A 14912-nucleotide genomic window follows, 5' to 3' on the forward strand; every position below is an offset into this window, starting at 1 on the left:
AGGTGGTGATGGGTTATGCGAGTGGGGCGTAAGTTTCGCCGCGACGCTCGGCCGAAGCCTTTCGATAAGTCTCGTTGGTGCAGGGCGCCCCGTTCCGGCCTTTCATGAAGCGTTCGCGCCGGAATACCTGGATGATATCGGCGCCGTACTTCTCGTCACGAAGTTGAACGATCTCTTGGCCGAACCAGTTCTGGCAGTCCTGCAGGAAGCGCCGGTTGTCAGCGTGTTCGTTAGCCAGGAACGCGTTGATGATCTGCACGTCGTGCGTCGACCCGTATTGCGACAGTGCCAGCTTGGTAGCCACCGCTGAAGCGGCGCCACAACTGAACTGACAGACGATCCTGTTGTTCATCGCCACGGCCCCTTGTAGATGAGGTAGGCCATGTAGAGCGGGGCGAAGATCATTGTGATAACTCCAGTTCTGCTGGCGCTGTAGCGGCCAGGGTTTCGACGGCCAGGGCGTACACGTCCGGGTGCTGTTTGTCGAAGGCCGGCATGTGTTCAGTTTCGATCCATGTTCCACGTACGGCGCCCTTGGACAGCCATGCCGGTTTGCTTCCCGGTGCCTGTGTCCATGCGGTGACGCCGATGCCGTGGCTGGCGATCTGTTTGGCGGTAATGAAGCCTTGTCGCCGAAGCTGGGCCAGAACCTTCAGTGCTGACTCTTTCCACGGCGTCAGGCGCACCGGTGCGGGCACGCCGGCGGGCAGGTTCGTCACCAGCACTGGCACCTGGCAGCGTTCGGGCGGGTTCCAGTCGAACATGTACCAGTCATAAAACGGTTGGTGATTGCTGGCTTCCAGCAAGGAATGGGCGAGGCTGAAGGTGAAACAGTCACCGTGGCGCGTCCAGCTCGAACGCGGCATCAGCACTCTCACGCCGAGGTGTTCCAGCATCTTCACGATTCCTTTGCTGGCGTCGGTGATTTTGCTCACGATCACCAGTCGGTAATCCGGCCCGGCGCGCCCGTAAAGTTCGTCGCCGCGGCAGGGCAGGATCTGATCGGCCACCTTGGCGTTCAGTTGCATCTTCGCCTCGACGCCGATCTGCCGGCCGTCCTCATGAACGACCAGCACGTCGAAGCCGGCGGCCTCGGGGTAGCACGTCCAGCCGGGCAGCTCGTTGAACTCCTGGATGAACAGCGCGCAGAGGTCAGCCTCCTTTTCGATTTTCTCGATAGGCATTTCTCGTCCTTGCCGCTATAGCGGCTGACTTTGAAGGTGGAGGGAGTGGTTTGTTTATGTGCTATCAGCTTTAATTCGATGATCAGCAGTGGCGTAATGCTGGCAATTATTTAAGGAGTGGATGATGGCTGTGGATTGGAATCTGGTTTCATCTATAGCCGTACCGGTTGCGTGCCTTTTTATTGGGGCATGGGTGACCAGGCGATTTGAAAAGCGGCCGGAGATAGTTTCCTATTACGGACACGCATCCTCTTTCAGCATCCCTTCTGAAAGCGGTAACGGGCTGATCGTTAACACGCACGCAGTCGTGATTCGAAACGTTGGGAAGCGAAGCGCGGTGAATGTCAGGATGACGCACGCCACTCTACCTAGCGTTACGGTATATCCGCATACCCCATACAGAATTGAGAATATTCCGGGTGGCGGGGTGGACCTTGTGTTTCCAACGGTTGTTCCTGGAGCTCAGATCACCGTCTCATACCTCTATTTCGCTCCGCTGCTGGTATCGGGGGTGAACCTCGGCATAAAACATGACGATGGCTTTGCTAAGGCCATCCCCGTGATATTGCAGCGCCAGTTTCCAGTGTGGGCTCTGAGGCTAGCTACTTGGGCGGCAGCGATCGGAGCTGTCACTGTGGGGTATGGCATTGTTAAAGCGGCTTTTTACTTGGCGCCAATGATTGGCGAAAAGCTCCAGCTGCTGTGATCTTTGGCTTATCAGAGAATCCCGGTCCAGCACCTTCAGTCGTTGGTGCCTGTATAAGTGCGCCAAGGCACCTTCACGCCGTTTACGAGAAATCCCCAGTCACCGCGCCACTTGCTGGTGATGAAGAGGGTGATGACGCCGCCGGGTGATACCTGGTCGATGCGGTGGTATTCGCCGTGGTTGAGGCGGGCGGTGTCGCCTTCGGAGCGTTTCAGCCACTCGCAGGCGTCCTTCATGACCCACTCAACGATCCTCGGGTCTGGATTTGGAACCATCGAGGACCTGACCGCTTTCTTCCACCAATCGCTCGCCGGCCGCTGCTCGTTGTACCAACCACGCAGGATGATCGTCCGTGCGTTCCACGGGTGATCGTGCATATCCCGATCTTCGTCCGGCCGCATGATGTGGTGAATGCGGAACGACCACGGGCACCACCACAGCGCCGCCTTGTGCGTCTCCCTGCTGTACGGGTTGAACAGCCACCAGCGGCCCATGTACATCTCGGTGCCGTCGGCGGACATGATGTGCTGGTACGGGGTGAGCTTGGCGCGGGCGATGAGCCAGTCGGCGATGGCCGGGCGGGCGAGTACCTTGGCGACGATGCTCCAGAAGAGATTGATCATGCCGCGCGCTCCTGCTGGTAGAGGTCCCAAGCTGCCTTGTCGCCTTGAGCGACGTACCAGGTCAGGGTGCCATCGCCGTCGTGATCACTCACCGACCCGCCGTACTGCGAGCCAGGGAACTGGAACTTGGCCGACATAGAAATCCGTGGCCACCCGATACTCCACTCGGTAAAGGTCAGATCAGGTCGCTCTGCCAGTACCTTTGCCTTGAAGGCCTCGCCCTTGGCGTTCGCGTCGGAGATCTTCTTGTCCCGCGCATCTTTGCAGTTCTGATCGCAGTAAGCGTGCCGGCCGTCGTAGACGATCGCGAGCGGATTGCCTTCGTCGTCTTCCTCGTCCTCGTAGAGCTGGTTTTCGCAGTTGTTGCAGTAAAACCACCAGCCCTGTTCGTGGTAGGCCTTGGCCGGGATAAACGGTTGGCCAGCGAACTGATCAGCCCACGGCGCGCGCCGACAGAACTCAACCTCTTCGAATGTCAGGTTCAACTCATTGCCACCTTCGCGCCGTGCCGTTGCGCTGTTGGTGGCGAAGGTGATCACGTGTTCACCTTCGGAGCCTTCACCGACGTGATAGGCCTTCATCTTTTCTGTGGGCATGGGGCGTCCTATGCCGGGGCATGCCCGGGCGGTGGATAAGTTGGAGTTCAAGCGTTTTATTGCCGGTGCAGGAGTCGTGACGGAATGATCTGGCTATCAAATAAGCCGGAGCCAACCGAATGAAGCGACTCATTGCTGAAGTGATGTACCAGGTACTTATCGAGCTGCTGAGCCAGATCCTGATGCGCTTGGCGGACTGGCTGGCGGCGTGGCCGTTGCTGTGACTACGCCGCGGCTGCCTGCTGTTCGACAACGCGCCACGGGTCGTTGGCCCGTGCCAGAGCGGCCATCGGCGGCGGGCTGACGCTGTTGCCGCACATGTGCACTTGCTGGGTCTTGGTGAACGGCTTGCCGTCGGCGCCGTGGCTGATGATGTAGTCGGCAGGGAAGCCCTGAGCCTTGTACAGCTCGGCCGGTTGCAGCATCCGCAGGCAGATGTCGACGATGACGTAGGGCGTGCCCTTTATCGTTACCGTGACCAGGCCAAGCCGATCTTTGGTGGTGATGGTTGGCGCTGGCGCGTCGGCGGCGCTCATGTTCTCAGTGCCGTAGTAGCTGATCAGGAATGCCGCGACCCGCAGCGCGCCGGCTTCAACTTCCGGCGAGAGCTGCAGCTCTACCAGCGAACTCTTGCCGCCACCGCCGGCAGTGATGGTTGGTGCTGGCTCGTCCACGCCCTGGCCAACGCTGGCTCCGAACTGGCGTTCCATGAAGGCGGTGACCAGCCCGTGGTGAGTGCCGCCAGCGCTGATGGTGTGCAGCGGATCGGCTATGTCCCGTGCATCGCAGTTGCCGCGCAGGTGTACCAGGTTTGCCGTCACCAGCTGCTGCTGGCTGCCGGTGTTGGTCACCGTGGTCATCGGATCGTCGAGGCTCTTGGCGTCGGTGGTGTTGAACCCTCCGTTCATCTGGGCCATGAATACTGTTGAGATTCCCATCGCATGCGCAGCCCCGGCTGGGCGCTTGCAGTCGCCGCCGCTGGTGATGGTCGGCAGCGGCTCGTCGAGCGCCTTGCCTTCGTCCGCAAACCTGAACTTCACCAGGTGCGCAGCTGCGAGTGCACGGTGACCACGCGTCATCAAGGTGCCGAGAGGCTTATCCGCTGCTACCGGATTTCCGGCGTATACCGGGCCACCGGCACCAACCAGCACCGGGCTGATCAACGTCAGCTCACCGCGATTCGCGCAGGTGACCGTCGGCAGCGGTTCGTGGGGATCGTTGATCCGGTCGCTGCCTTGGTGGGTTGCCGGCGCGATGATTGGGCTGGCCATGGCGAAGGATCCGCCGCGCGGCCAAGACGTCACGGTGCGCAGTGGGTCATGCGCAGACTGGACACTTTCGCCAGACCAGTTCGCGATCGGCACAATGAACGGGTCAGCAGCATCAATGACGAACTTCTTCATGCCCTTGGCGATCCGGCGCAGGGTTGCGGGTGCCAGCGGCTTTGCCCGGTCGAAGATACTTTTGCTCGGGATGGTCCAGTCGATGCACTCCGCGGCCGTGCGCCACTTCTTTTGGCCCTTGGCTGGGTTCTTGGCGTGGGTCGGCTCAGGCCAGACGATTGGCTGCCCGTCGCACCGGGCGATCATGAACAGGCGTTCGCGGCTGGTCGGTGCACCGAAGTCGCAGGCCTTGATCACCCGCCATTCAACTGCGTAACCCAGACGCTGCAGCTCGGCGACGAACACAGCCCAAGTCTGCCCGCGGCGTGCCGGATCCGGAACAAGAAACTGCTGGCTCACCGGTACCACTTCGCCAGGTTCGGCAACACCGCCGCCCAGCTTCACAACACGGCCGGTGGCCTTGCAGCGCTTGGCGATCAGCGGCCCCCACTGGAGGATCTGTTTTACGTTCTCCAGGCTGATGACGCGCGGCTTCTTCTTACCGGCCCACTTCAGGCCGATCCATGACAGGTTGCGGATCTCGCGCTTGCGCGGCTGGCCGCCGGCGGCCTGGCTATGATGCGTGCAATCCGGCGACATGTGGAACCATCCCACGGCCTTGCCGCCGCATTCGGTATCCGGATCACCCTCGAACACATCGGTGGTGAAGTGCACAGCGCCCGGGTGATTCACGGTGTGCATGCTGATCGCCGCGGCGCTGTGGTTCTTCGCCACGTTTACTGCGCGGCCAAGGCCCATCTCCAGCCCGGTACCGGCGCCGCCGCCACCGCAGAAAAAATCGACAACGATCTCATCGTCCTGAGTACTGAAGCCGAGTCCGTATTGAGTTTTGAAATCGAAGGGGTGTTTCTTCTGTTTTGCGGACATAGGGGATCCTCGCCGGCTGGCGTGATTCGTAGAAGTGGGGTATTTGTGTTCGGCCCGGCATGGGGCCGGATCAAGGAACTGATATGGCTGAAGATACGAAGAACTTTTCTGCATGGATGAGGGCTGCCGACATTCAGGCATCCGTTTCGCGATGTGCGGACCTATTCAACTGTGGAGTTTTCAACTCCAACAACACCGCCGGGCCATTGTTCGAATCAGCAGTAACACTTTTGTTGGTCCATCTAAACGACCTGCTGCAGAAGGCGAAACAAGACGGGAAACGGATAGATTTCTCTGACGACATGGAGGCAACTGACGTCGTGGCTGATATCACTGACCTAGTGCGGACGTGCAGAAATGCGGCCTGTCATGTCACGAGCGGGGAGCACAAGATCGATTCTAATAAGTTCACATTTTGTGTGACTTCTGGTTATGGGCCAGGTGCGTTTGTTATCAACGGCCAAGAAATGGGCTGCGATCACGAAGATGACATGGCAATTTACTACGGTAAGAATCGCATTTATCTCAGGCGGCACCTGCTCAGGAGCTTTGAGTTGGTTGCCCAGATGTATCGAAGCGACGGCCGCTGGTAGCGTTCCACTATCTCTGCTTCGCATCGTGTCATTGGCTACTTTGGTATGTCGACTTCGTCGTCATGCTCTGGCGGATCGTCGGCGAGCGACTTCATGCCGGCGGCCTCGATAAGTCGTGACACCTTTTCCGTAACTACGCAAGGTGTCGTGACACATCGCAACATCTTGGACTGGGTATCAAAGTCGGAGTTGATCAGGTTCATCAGCAGGAGCTGGTAAACCTCCTGCTGGTTATTGATCCCGTGGGCTTTCATCACCTTCTTCAGGTCAGGCTTGAACACCCCGGCCACCTCAACCGTAAACTTCTCGACGCCCAATGCAGCGTCCTTCGCTGCTGCCTTCTCGCGCTTCCTGCGCTGCTTGATGGCTTCCGCTGTCAGCTGCGGCTCTTCCACCGTCAGTTCCTGTTCTTCGGCCATAGCCTACCTCTTCAATTCCGCTGGCCGGCAAGTCCAGCCAGGTCTGTCGGCGGCGCGTGGCCGCCCGGTTGTTGGTTCGTCTCACGCAGCTACCTTCACCTGATGCCAGGCGCCGGCGGCGTAGAACAGCTTCGCGGCTTGGGCTTCATCCATCGAGATCTCGTTGGGGATGGCGATCCAGCCCGAGGCCACCAGATGGTTCGGGTTCGCGCTGTTGCGCAGCTCCAGGTAGTAATGCTCGATGGCATCGGTCAGGCGCTCGACCTTGTAGATGCCCTCGGGCGAAATCTCGACCGACTTGATGTACTCGGCGCCGCGCTCGTCTCGACACATGGCGGCGATGTAGATCGTCCAGCGGTAGGAGAAATCGAAAATCGCGTTGGCGATCGCCAGGCTTCGGATCTGCCGGCAGTTCTTCCAGTTCGCCATGATCTGGCTGCCGCTTGGGTCGATGTTCACCACCGCGACGTGGTTGGTGCGCAGCAGCGCCCGGCAACTGCGTTCGGCTCGGGCGAAACCGTTATTGGGTTTGCGTTTCGATTTCATAGCGAGTCCGCCATTTTGCGTAGGGCCTTGCGGTCGGCGGCCGATATCGGCTTCGGCCGACGCTTGAGGACCGTTTCAGGGTCTATTTTGTTGGAGCGGGGCGGTGGCAGCGGATTTCGCGGCGGACTTTTAAGTTGGTCGATCCGCCCGCCGGCGGCCAGGTACTGGGCGACTCGTTCAGAGATCGCCTCAGCGTCCGGCCGGTGCTGCTCCACCAGGTTGAGGTGGTTGCTGATCATGCGGCCACCTTGACCAGCTTGACGCCGGCCATGCTGAACTTAGCGCCCTGGGCGGCGACCATTGCGTCGAGTGCCTCCCAGTCCACGGTCAGCACCGAAATAGGCGCTTGGCCGTAGGCGACAGCTTTGATCAGCGATTCCAGATCGAACACTTCAGCCTGCAGGTTCACCGGCGTCGCGGTTGCAGTCGATGGTTTCGAGGCTGACTGAACCGGCGCCGCAGCTTTCATCGGTGCCGGGCTGGCAACTGGAGCCTGTTCGATCGGCGCCTTGGCCTTTGCCTCGTCCTCGATTCGCTTCAGCTCCTGCTGGCGGATCTGCTCGCGCTGGGCTTCGGCTTTCTGCTCCTCGGCCTTCTGGTGTTCCGAAATCCGCAATTTGATCAGCGTGATCAAATCGTCGTTTGCCTTCATCACCAGTTGCTGAATATCGTTAAACAGGAAAGCGTAGTCGGCCGCCAGCTCAGCCAAGCTGGCCAGGTTCAGGCGAATCGCGTCGGCGGCCTGGCTCGCGGCGATTTTCGCGCGGGCCAGCTCAGTATCTACAGCGTCCTGCAAGCTGGCGATCGTTCGCTTGTTCTTCATGACGCCGGCGAAGTCTGCGGCGACTACCGGCATGGTGACCCGGCCCAGCGTCTTGTTGATCGCCGCGATATGGTCTGTCAGCGACTGCTCTGCTTTCTGCTTGATGTTGGTCTTCACCAGCAGCTCTTGAGCCTTCACCAGTTTGTCGACCTTCAGTCGAGTCTCGCGAGCGTGAGCGCTGATCCGATCCAGTGAGGAAAACAGGTCGTCAATGGTCTGGGTTTGAGATAGTGCCTGTTTCTTCGCCGTCGCCACGGCCTCTTCAACATCGCCGCACCATTTCACGGCCTTCTTGGCGTCGGCGAAGTCCTGATCTGTAGTCAGCTCGGTCTTCACGGAGTCGATCACCGCCAGTGCCGATTCCTCGAACACTTTTAGGTTGCTCGCGGTGACCATGCCAGTCAGTTCGATGCGTAGCGCTGGCAGCTCGTCCGGGGCCTTGCCGACGACAATAGAAGGCGCCTCGGCCAATTCGAAGTTGGCCAGGTCGGCCTCGAACTGTTTCCAGCCTTCCACCAACTGCGCGGCCCGGCCAGCGACAGGCCGATACTCCATGTGCACGAAGTTTTCAGGGGTACCGTCTGAGCAAACAAAGATCACACGCTCGGCGCCGCTCACCAGCAGTTGCTGTTCAAGCTGCCAGTAGTAATGCGGCTCCAGGTTTTCGGCACGAACCTGGGCAGCCAGCGATTCATTCCAGAGCTTGTGCTCGAAAAGCGTCTCGCCGAGCATCGTCGCGCCGTCCATAGAGGCGAGCAGGTTTCCGTCGGTACCTACAACCGGGTACAGCTCTTCGCCGATCATGACTTCAACCAGTGGCCGGGCCAGCGCTTCAGTGGCGTGGCCTTTGTCGAAGATGTACTGCTGAGCTTGGGTGACTTCCGGCGCAATGCCGGTTTTTTTCAGCGTCAGCAGCTCGGAACGGGTTTGGTACTTCGAGGCTCCCATCATTGCTGGGGCCTCGGAGGCGGTGAAGTGCTGGGCGCGGAGTGCATGCCACTCGGCGGAGCCTTGAGCTACGTTGTGAATTTTCATGCTGTGTCTCCGTCGATGGCTTTCAGGTTATGGATGGTTTCGATCTGGTCGTCGCGTAGCGTGTATTTGCTACTGACGTTGGCGATGATGTGTTTCGGACTGGTGCGACCCGCGTCAATGAGCGGCTGCCACTTTTCGATGTTTGCCGCCAAAAGCTCGTCGGGGTAATCAGGTTTCGCATCCGGCTCTTGCTGGGTTTGTCGTGTCGGTGAAATGTCCTTTGCTGGCTCTTCGAACGACTTGCCTTCCATTTCATCCGCCGTGGGAGCAGATCCGACCTCTGGAAAGGCCTTGCGCAGTGCCTGAGCCTCGGCACACTTCGCCAGCTGGGCGAAGGCGCGGCGCTTCCACATGGAGTTCGGCGCAATGGTGTCTTTGGCTGCCGTGGCGTAGTTTTCGAGCCAGCGCTCATTAGCGGTGAACTCGGCGACAAGGCCGTTCGACATCTGCCTTTTGACGGTAACTCGGCACCACTCTGGATAAGTGACTTCAACGCCGCCCAACTTTGCTGTGATCGATGGCCCGTACTCCGGATCGCTGATTCCGGCGTATTGACCGGTGCGCGCAGCCTGAATGCGGTAAAGGCCGATACCGGGCATGACCGTGTCGACCATCCCGCGGCCTTTTTGGTAGATGGGAACGATGTGCACCGGCTTGAGCATCGGATCGAGCTGAGCCGCCTTGCAGTAGGCCAGCACCATCACTACAGAGTTGTGCGCCGCGCCTGGATACAGGCTTCCGCTCAGCACTTCGACGAGCGCGTCCTCGGAGATGGCTGGCAGATGGTCAGCCTGTTTCATTACTGCGGACATGGGGAATCCTTGCCGCGCCCAGCGCAGCGATTGAATGCTTGGTTTATTGAGTGATGCGGTCGGCGAGGGCGCTGAGCAGCATCAGAAAGGTGAAAACGCCGAGGGAAGAGAACGCGCCGCGCCAGATGATCAGGCGGCGCGCCCATTGGCGGCTGGTCACTGGAACACCTTGTAGGTGGTCGACTGCGGCGGCTGGCAGGTGCTGGAGGAATCGCGCGCCACGTTGTAGCTGGCCATCACGATCAGCAAACCGCCGGCGAGAACCCAAAACATGATCTTCATGGCCTGGCCCTCACGGCGATGCGTCCGCCTTTCATGGTCACCGACAGACGCTGCGGGAGGCTGTCGACCAGATCCTCGCGCTTGCGGCCGATCACCTCATTGAAGGGCAGGCCGAAACCGAGGATCGCGATCTTGCGTTCGATATCGGCCAGTTGTTCATCAACAAGCGTTGTCACGATTGGTGTGGTCATGCTGCTGCTCCTTGCGTGACTGAAGCGTTGTAGGAGGCGTAAATCTGGTCAATGCGAGCGCGGTAGTGGCGATGCTCTGCGTCGTCGATGGCTCGAAGCATGAACGCCAACGTGATGCAGGAAGTCGCCGCAGCGCTGGCGTTTGGCTGTCCGAGGTCGCGAATCATGTTGTTGATCTCGCCCTCGATCCAGGTGATCGCTGTCTGGTGGTCACGCTGCTGGATGTTCATTCCAACCCCCAGAATTCTCCGTAGGCGACGACAGCTGCTGCGACGCGCTTGGCTCGGGCCTTGCGGTCGATCAGCTCTTGCGCCGCGGCCTGCTGCTGCAACTGAGTGCGCTTCAACGCTGCGGCCTCGTAGTCGTGGAAGTCTTCAGGCCTTGGCGCTTTCGGGCGCCCCCAATCGTCGTAGCGCCTGTCCCACTCTCGGGCCTGCGCACTGTCTGCATAGCTGGTTGCCATGGTCGCCTCCGTGGTGGCGGGGTATTGATCCAACAAAACTCGGATGCACTCATCCGCTCCGCTGGTTGCCGCTGGGCGCGTAGGGGAGTGCATTCGGGATTGGTCGGGGAGGTGGGTGCAGATGGCCGGGCGCGATTCCGGCGAGAGCGGACCCTTTCGGGACGACCGCTCGGAGGAGCAACCAGCATTATCTGGCGCCTATTAACCTGCGTTTCTCTAGGGCCGCCGAAGCGTTCAACCCAGCTTTCAACGCCGCATCTGCTTGCCGGTCACGTCTCCGGCGCCGAGTTCCACGGCCGTGTTCAGTTCGCCAGCGCTCGATAACAACCGCTTCTGGGATTTGATGCAGGTGGGCGGTTATAGGCCGCAGTTTCGTCCGCATCGGACTGCTCTCAGGCTTCCGGTGGAGGTTCTTGAACAATCTCAAGCCTGCCGTGAAAGGTGGAGAGCAGTCCGATGCGCTCTCATAGAGAGGATCGGGCAGTTAGCCGTGATTCGAGAACTCGCCGTGGAGACGAGCCCTTAAAGCAATAGCAACTGCTTCCGCCTCGGCGATATCTGCATACATACCGCCGTTGTGGATCTTTCTGTTGACTGCGACTTGAACGTGCCATTTCTTTCGGCGACCAGACCACGAAACGCCCTTGACCCCTGACTTGTTGTTTCGGCGCAAAGAGCTGTTATGGCAGTTCTGGCTCCTGTTGCACTCCCGAAGGTTTACGATTCGGTTGTCGGCGCGATCGCAATTGATATGGTCCACGTCTCCGGCTGGCCACCTTCCGTGATAGAGCGCCCAAGCTAGTCTGTGGGCTTTGAAGGTTCCCTTCGCCACGTTTATCCGAAGGTATCCATCATGGTCGAGGCGCTGCTTTACAGCGCTGTCACCGCCAACGATGTAACGCTTCCTCACGAACAGCCCGGTATCAGGATCGTAGTACAGAAGCTCAGCTATTTTCTCTACTGGAACGTCTTTCACTCGCACCTCCTATCAGGCTGTCGTGGCGCTGGTTGTTCAGTACGGCTTTTCAACCTTGCCTTGGTCTTGCAGGCTTTTGATGTGAAAGAGGCCGTCCAGCATGGCGTCCATCTGTTTTGCCAATTGGATGCGAAGGCCATCCTTCAGTGCGCCCGACACATTCCGCACGCTCTGGGTCATTTCCTTCGTGAAGTCTTCGGCGCAGACCTGAGTCATGATGTATTCGGCACGGGTGACCGTGTTGTAGTCGCTCGTCGCGGCCTTGCCTGTGCGCGGCTCAACCTTCGCAGACCAGTAAGCGTTCACGGTCTTTTCCAGATCTTTGCGAATTGTTGTAGCCGGACCTTCTGGCTCGCCCCAGGTATTTACCCGGCGATACTCGCGCTCAAAGGAACCGTTGATGGTTTCGTTGATTGCCGCCTCAATTTGCGCTGTCACACGCTCGTTGAAGATCTTGTCGATGCGCTTCTTCAATTCCGCAGCGACCATGCCGGAAAGGTCATCGCCGTCGCGGAGAAGTTCATCAGATACCTTGGCTACGATTGCGGTTTTCAGATCGTCTTCGTTGATGTTGAGCATTTTGTGACTCCCGTTGATTTCCAATGCCGCCTCATCGAAGCGGTTAGTCGTGTCGTGCAAAGTCGCCGTGCAGCCTGTCGCGCAGCGTTGCAGCTACCGTTGTTGCCTCGGCCAAGCATTCGTAGTGGCCGCCGTTATAGACCTTTCGACTCAGCGTCACCTGGACGTGCCATTTTCTGGAATCTGGATTCCAGCTAACACCCTTCACGCCAGACTTGTTGGTCTTGCGCAGCGCTTGGTTATGCTGGTTTTGGGATGGGGTTGAATCACGCAAATTGGCAATCGCATTGTTTTGCCGGCATCCATCTACGTGATCAATCTGACCGTCGGGCCAGTTGCCGCGATGAATCAGCCAGGCAACACGGTGGGCGAGGTATGTCTTGCCGCCCATCTTGATTCGAATATAGCCATTGGTGCCCTTGCTGCCTGCTGTGCGTCCCGGAACGATCCGCGTGTTAGGCGAGCTATTCCAGGTCAGCATCCCTGTAGCGGGGTTGTAGGTTAGGGCGCTTATTGCTTGATCATAAGTAAGCATCTTGGACTCCCGTTTTGCTTCCCGGATGACCCTGTCGCCAAGGTCATCGAGGAAATCTGTTCGCCGTAACCCGCTACTGGCGTCGGTCACCGGCTTGAATCAATGTGGTCGCCTGTTTTTACAGGGGCAGGCTCCCTGTTTCCTCGCTTTCCATAGTCGAGGGAAATCCATATGCTTCGACTTCCACAGTCGAAACAAGGAATGTAGTAATGGCGAATTACATGGTGCGGGTTGAGATTTTCAAGGCTGACAGCGAGGAATACGCAGACCTACATAAGGCGCTGGAAGCGCTTGGCCTCAAGAGGACGGTTCAAGGGGATAATGGGGTTCTCAGGATGCCGCCTGGCACCTACTACGGAGCAAGCTCGCTGGGAACCTATGAGCTGAGGGAGAAAGTTAAGGCTCTTGCCGCCCCTTTCTCCTACCCAGCAGATCCTTCAGTGTTTGTTTCAGAGTCAAGCGACTGGTCTGGCTGGCTTCGACCCGCCTGAGACGAACTACCGCCGCCAGCGGAAGGTCTTCCTTTGGGCATTTCACTTACCCAGTAGGCCAGGTAGTTTGAAGCGATGGCGAAAGCCTCATCAAAAGTGACGCTTTCATCCGTCGCGATCTCCTGAATAATCTGGCGAAACCGCTCAATCTGCTCTTCGTTCATCTCACTCTCCTGCTTTCCGCGTGGTCCTGAGTAGGGCCACCTGGAGAGCATCCTGCCCGCTGGTAACGGGCAGGTAATCTCTTTCCTTGCCCGGCTGAATCAGCAGGCGGATAAAATGTTTATTCATGCTGGCTTGAAGTTGCGCAGGAAGTCGGCCTGCTTGCTTCTTCCAAAAATCCACTTTCCCTCTACTTGATATTCCAAAATCCCAAATGGCATGCGCTCGGTTACAACAAGAATTACGGGCTCCCCGTTCTTGCTTGAAAGCCACCGACTCCCTATTGCTACGGCTGCTGGCTTGCTCATTTTCTTACCAGCTCGCTAGAAGTCAGCAGGACGCTATGCGTGCAGTGGTTGCAGCGATACCAGGTTCCGCAAAATGCTTGCTCCTTAGTGCCAGCCTGCTGAAGTTGCATGGCGCCGTGCTGAGGGCATTCAGGAAGTCGTGCTACTTGATTGCTCATCATCTTTCTCCGGTTTGATTTCCCTGATACCCCTCGTGAGAAGGGCATCGAGGAAATCTGTCTCGCTACGCATATCTGGATCATTCGCCAGTTCGGTATCCCTCGATCCGCCGCAGGTTCTCCCTGCGTTTCCTTCCAGCACCCAAGTCACTCCCCAGGCGGTAGGTCAGATCAGATCGCCGGTCCCCAGTAGAGGCGTAGCGGCTTAATAGTTTGGTTTTGACAGAGCCTTTGCATCGGCCCTCCCTGTCCTTGCCGGACAGGCGGCCCCGCTGTTATTTCCGCAGCGGGATCGTGTTCTGAATTTTTAAAGAGCGGGTCAGGCCGTGAGGCCCTGGCGAGTCCCTGTTGGGTGACTCGATGGAGTGAACAATACCGCCGGTATTGTGTATTGGTCAATACCTCCGGTCATATATTTTTCGACTGGCGTAAAAAAGCCCGCAGCAGAGGCGGGCTCAGGCGGGCGGTCAGTCTTCTTTCGGCACGGTCCAGAATAGCTGTATCAGGCCGTCATCGCGGTGAGCGATGGTGACGTTCTCGTTTTCGGCTATCTCATCCAGGATGCGGTCCCAGTCGGCGGCAGCATCATCTTCTGAGCGCTCCAGCAGCACCGACTTCGAGAGCTGGGCCTTAGGCGTATTGATCGCCCTCTGGATTCGCATACCCAGCAGCTCGTAAGAGGAGGGTGGTTTCGGTGCTGCCTTTGCTTTTGCCATGATTGATCCCTGGTTTACTGTATGTATAAACAGTATTTTATCCATAAGTAAAAGGCAAGATGGCGAGAGTACTTTTGTACTCCTGTGGGATGCAGACGATAAAAAGCCCGCTCAATGGCGGGCTCAGTTCTCGACCCGGTCAGGCGCAGGCCGACCACAAATCAGCAGGTCGTACCGTTCGGTACAGGCGGTACAGGCGGTGCAGGCGGTGCAGGTCGATGCCTGCGAGGGGTAGGGGGTAATGCAGGAAGGGCAGATACAAAAAAGCCCGCATGTGCGGGCAAAGTCGAGCCAGTTGGGGGACCAGTAGCTCGACTATGTAATCGTAGACCAATTTAGGAGGCGATCAAGGAAGGCCAGAAACAAGAAGCCCGGCGCTGGGCCGGGCTATGGTGTATTCTCTTGTGGAATGAATTCTTTAGGATCTATTCCCATGGGTAATAC

The 14912-nt window shown here is 58.4% G+C and carries 21 protein-coding genes; 2 read left to right on the top strand and 19 right to left on the bottom strand.

The window, feature by feature from the left end:
* Positions 1-13: 13 nt before the first annotated feature.
* Positions 14-352: a hypothetical protein gene (locus GTQ41_RS05505; RefSeq protein ID WP_254369343.1), complete on the bottom strand. Its 339-nt coding sequence runs from the start codon at positions 350-352 to the stop codon at positions 14-16.
* 49 nt (positions 353-401) lie between these two features.
* Positions 402-1184 (bottom strand): hypothetical protein, encoded by a 783-nt coding sequence (locus tag GTQ41_RS05510; RefSeq protein WP_047293247.1) that lies wholly within the window; start codon positions 1182-1184, stop codon positions 402-404.
* A 124-nt stretch (positions 1185-1308) separates the two neighbouring features.
* Between GTQ41_RS05510 and GTQ41_RS05515 the strand changes: the two genes are divergently transcribed.
* Complete coding sequence (locus GTQ41_RS05515) at positions 1309-1890, top strand: hypothetical protein (protein ID WP_217325430.1); 582 nt, start codon at positions 1309-1311, stop codon at positions 1888-1890.
* A 35-nt stretch (positions 1891-1925) separates the two neighbouring features.
* On the opposite strand, the gene GTQ41_RS05520 is transcribed toward GTQ41_RS05515, so the two are convergent.
* The 3 genes from GTQ41_RS05520 to GTQ41_RS05530 form a co-directional block, all read right to left on the bottom strand.
* Positions 1926-2513 carry a hypothetical protein gene (locus tag GTQ41_RS05520; protein WP_047297526.1) on the bottom strand — a complete coding sequence of 196 codons (588 nt, stop codon included), beginning with the start codon at positions 2511-2513 and terminating at the stop codon, positions 1926-1928.
* A complete protein-coding gene (locus tag GTQ41_RS05525; RefSeq protein ID WP_217325431.1) occupies positions 2510-3109 on the bottom strand; it encodes a hypothetical protein in 600 nt (199 codons plus the stop codon). The genes GTQ41_RS05520 and GTQ41_RS05525 overlap by 4 nt, the downstream gene beginning before the upstream one ends.
* A 224-nt stretch (positions 3110-3333) precedes the next feature.
* Entirely contained in the window at positions 3334-5379 is a 2046-nt protein-coding gene (locus GTQ41_RS05530) for a DNA cytosine methyltransferase (protein ID WP_217325432.1), read from the bottom strand.
* A gap of 83 nt (positions 5380-5462) precedes the next feature.
* Between GTQ41_RS05530 and GTQ41_RS05535 the strand changes: the two genes are divergently transcribed.
* Positions 5463-5972, top strand: coding sequence for a hypothetical protein (locus tag GTQ41_RS05535; protein WP_230679412.1), 510 nt, complete (start codon positions 5463-5465; stop codon positions 5970-5972).
* A 35-nt stretch (positions 5973-6007) separates the two neighbouring features.
* Here the strand turns inward: GTQ41_RS05535 and GTQ41_RS05540 are convergent, their stop codons facing one another.
* From GTQ41_RS05540 to GTQ41_RS05600, 14 genes are all read right to left on the bottom strand, one after another.
* The gene (locus tag GTQ41_RS05540; RefSeq protein ID WP_047297521.1) at positions 6008-6391 is read right to left on the bottom strand and encodes a hypothetical protein; all 384 of its coding nucleotides are present in this window, start codon (positions 6389-6391) and stop codon (positions 6008-6010) included.
* A gap of 81 nt (positions 6392-6472) precedes the next feature.
* Positions 6473-6937, bottom strand: coding sequence for a hypothetical protein (locus tag GTQ41_RS05545; protein WP_047297522.1), 465 nt, complete (start codon positions 6935-6937; stop codon positions 6473-6475).
* Positions 6934-7176, bottom strand: coding sequence for a hypothetical protein (locus tag GTQ41_RS05550; protein ID WP_047297523.1), 243 nt, complete (start codon positions 7174-7176; stop codon positions 6934-6936). Before GTQ41_RS05550 ends, GTQ41_RS05545 begins: the two co-directional genes overlap by 4 nt.
* Positions 7173-8795 (bottom strand): YqaJ viral recombinase family protein, encoded by a 1623-nt coding sequence (locus GTQ41_RS05555; protein WP_217325433.1) that lies wholly within the window; start codon positions 8793-8795, stop codon positions 7173-7175. Before GTQ41_RS05555 ends, GTQ41_RS05550 begins: the two co-directional genes overlap by 4 nt.
* The gene (gene bet / locus GTQ41_RS05560) at positions 8792-9595 is read right to left on the bottom strand and encodes a phage recombination protein Bet (protein ID WP_047297621.1); all 804 of its coding nucleotides are present in this window, start codon (positions 9593-9595) and stop codon (positions 8792-8794) included. The genes GTQ41_RS05555 and bet overlap by 4 nt, the downstream gene beginning before the upstream one ends.
* Before the next feature lie 168 nt (positions 9596-9763).
* Complete coding sequence (locus tag GTQ41_RS28765; RefSeq protein WP_256616944.1) at positions 9764-9889, bottom strand: hypothetical protein; 126 nt, start codon at positions 9887-9889, stop codon at positions 9764-9766.
* Positions 9886-10080, bottom strand: a complete 195-nt coding sequence (locus tag GTQ41_RS05565; protein ID WP_097090012.1) for a hypothetical protein — start codon at positions 10078-10080, stop codon at positions 9886-9888. Before GTQ41_RS05565 ends, GTQ41_RS28765 begins: the two co-directional genes overlap by 4 nt.
* The gene (locus GTQ41_RS05570) at positions 10077-10310 is read right to left on the bottom strand and encodes a hypothetical protein (RefSeq protein ID WP_097090013.1); all 234 of its coding nucleotides are present in this window, start codon (positions 10308-10310) and stop codon (positions 10077-10079) included. The genes GTQ41_RS05565 and GTQ41_RS05570 overlap by 4 nt, the downstream gene beginning before the upstream one ends.
* Entirely contained in the window at positions 10307-10543 is a 237-nt protein-coding gene (locus GTQ41_RS05575; RefSeq protein ID WP_217325434.1) for a hypothetical protein, read from the bottom strand. Before GTQ41_RS05575 ends, GTQ41_RS05570 begins: the two co-directional genes overlap by 4 nt.
* A gap of 484 nt (positions 10544-11027) precedes the next feature.
* Positions 11028-11519, bottom strand: coding sequence for an HNH endonuclease (locus GTQ41_RS05580; protein ID WP_179294972.1), 492 nt, complete (start codon positions 11517-11519; stop codon positions 11028-11030).
* 36 nt (positions 11520-11555) lie between these two features.
* Positions 11556-12098, bottom strand: a complete 543-nt coding sequence (locus tag GTQ41_RS05585; RefSeq protein WP_217325435.1) for a hypothetical protein — start codon at positions 12096-12098, stop codon at positions 11556-11558.
* 43 nt (positions 12099-12141) lie between these two features.
* A complete protein-coding gene (locus GTQ41_RS05590; RefSeq protein WP_217325436.1) occupies positions 12142-12723 on the bottom strand; it encodes an HNH endonuclease in 582 nt (193 codons plus the stop codon).
* 331 nt (positions 12724-13054) lie between these two features.
* Positions 13055-13288 (bottom strand): hypothetical protein, encoded by a 234-nt coding sequence (locus tag GTQ41_RS05595; protein ID WP_217325437.1) that lies wholly within the window; start codon positions 13286-13288, stop codon positions 13055-13057.
* Between the two features lie 931 nt (positions 13289-14219).
* Complete coding sequence (locus GTQ41_RS05600) at positions 14220-14468, bottom strand: DUF1654 domain-containing protein (RefSeq protein WP_060765683.1); 249 nt, start codon at positions 14466-14468, stop codon at positions 14220-14222.
* Positions 14469-14912 lie beyond the last annotated feature (444 nt).

The sequence above is a fragment of the Pseudomonas sp. AN-B15 genome (assembly GCF_019056475.1).
Lineage (GTDB): Bacteria > Pseudomonadota > Gammaproteobacteria > Pseudomonadales > Pseudomonadaceae > Aquipseudomonas > Aquipseudomonas parakoreensis.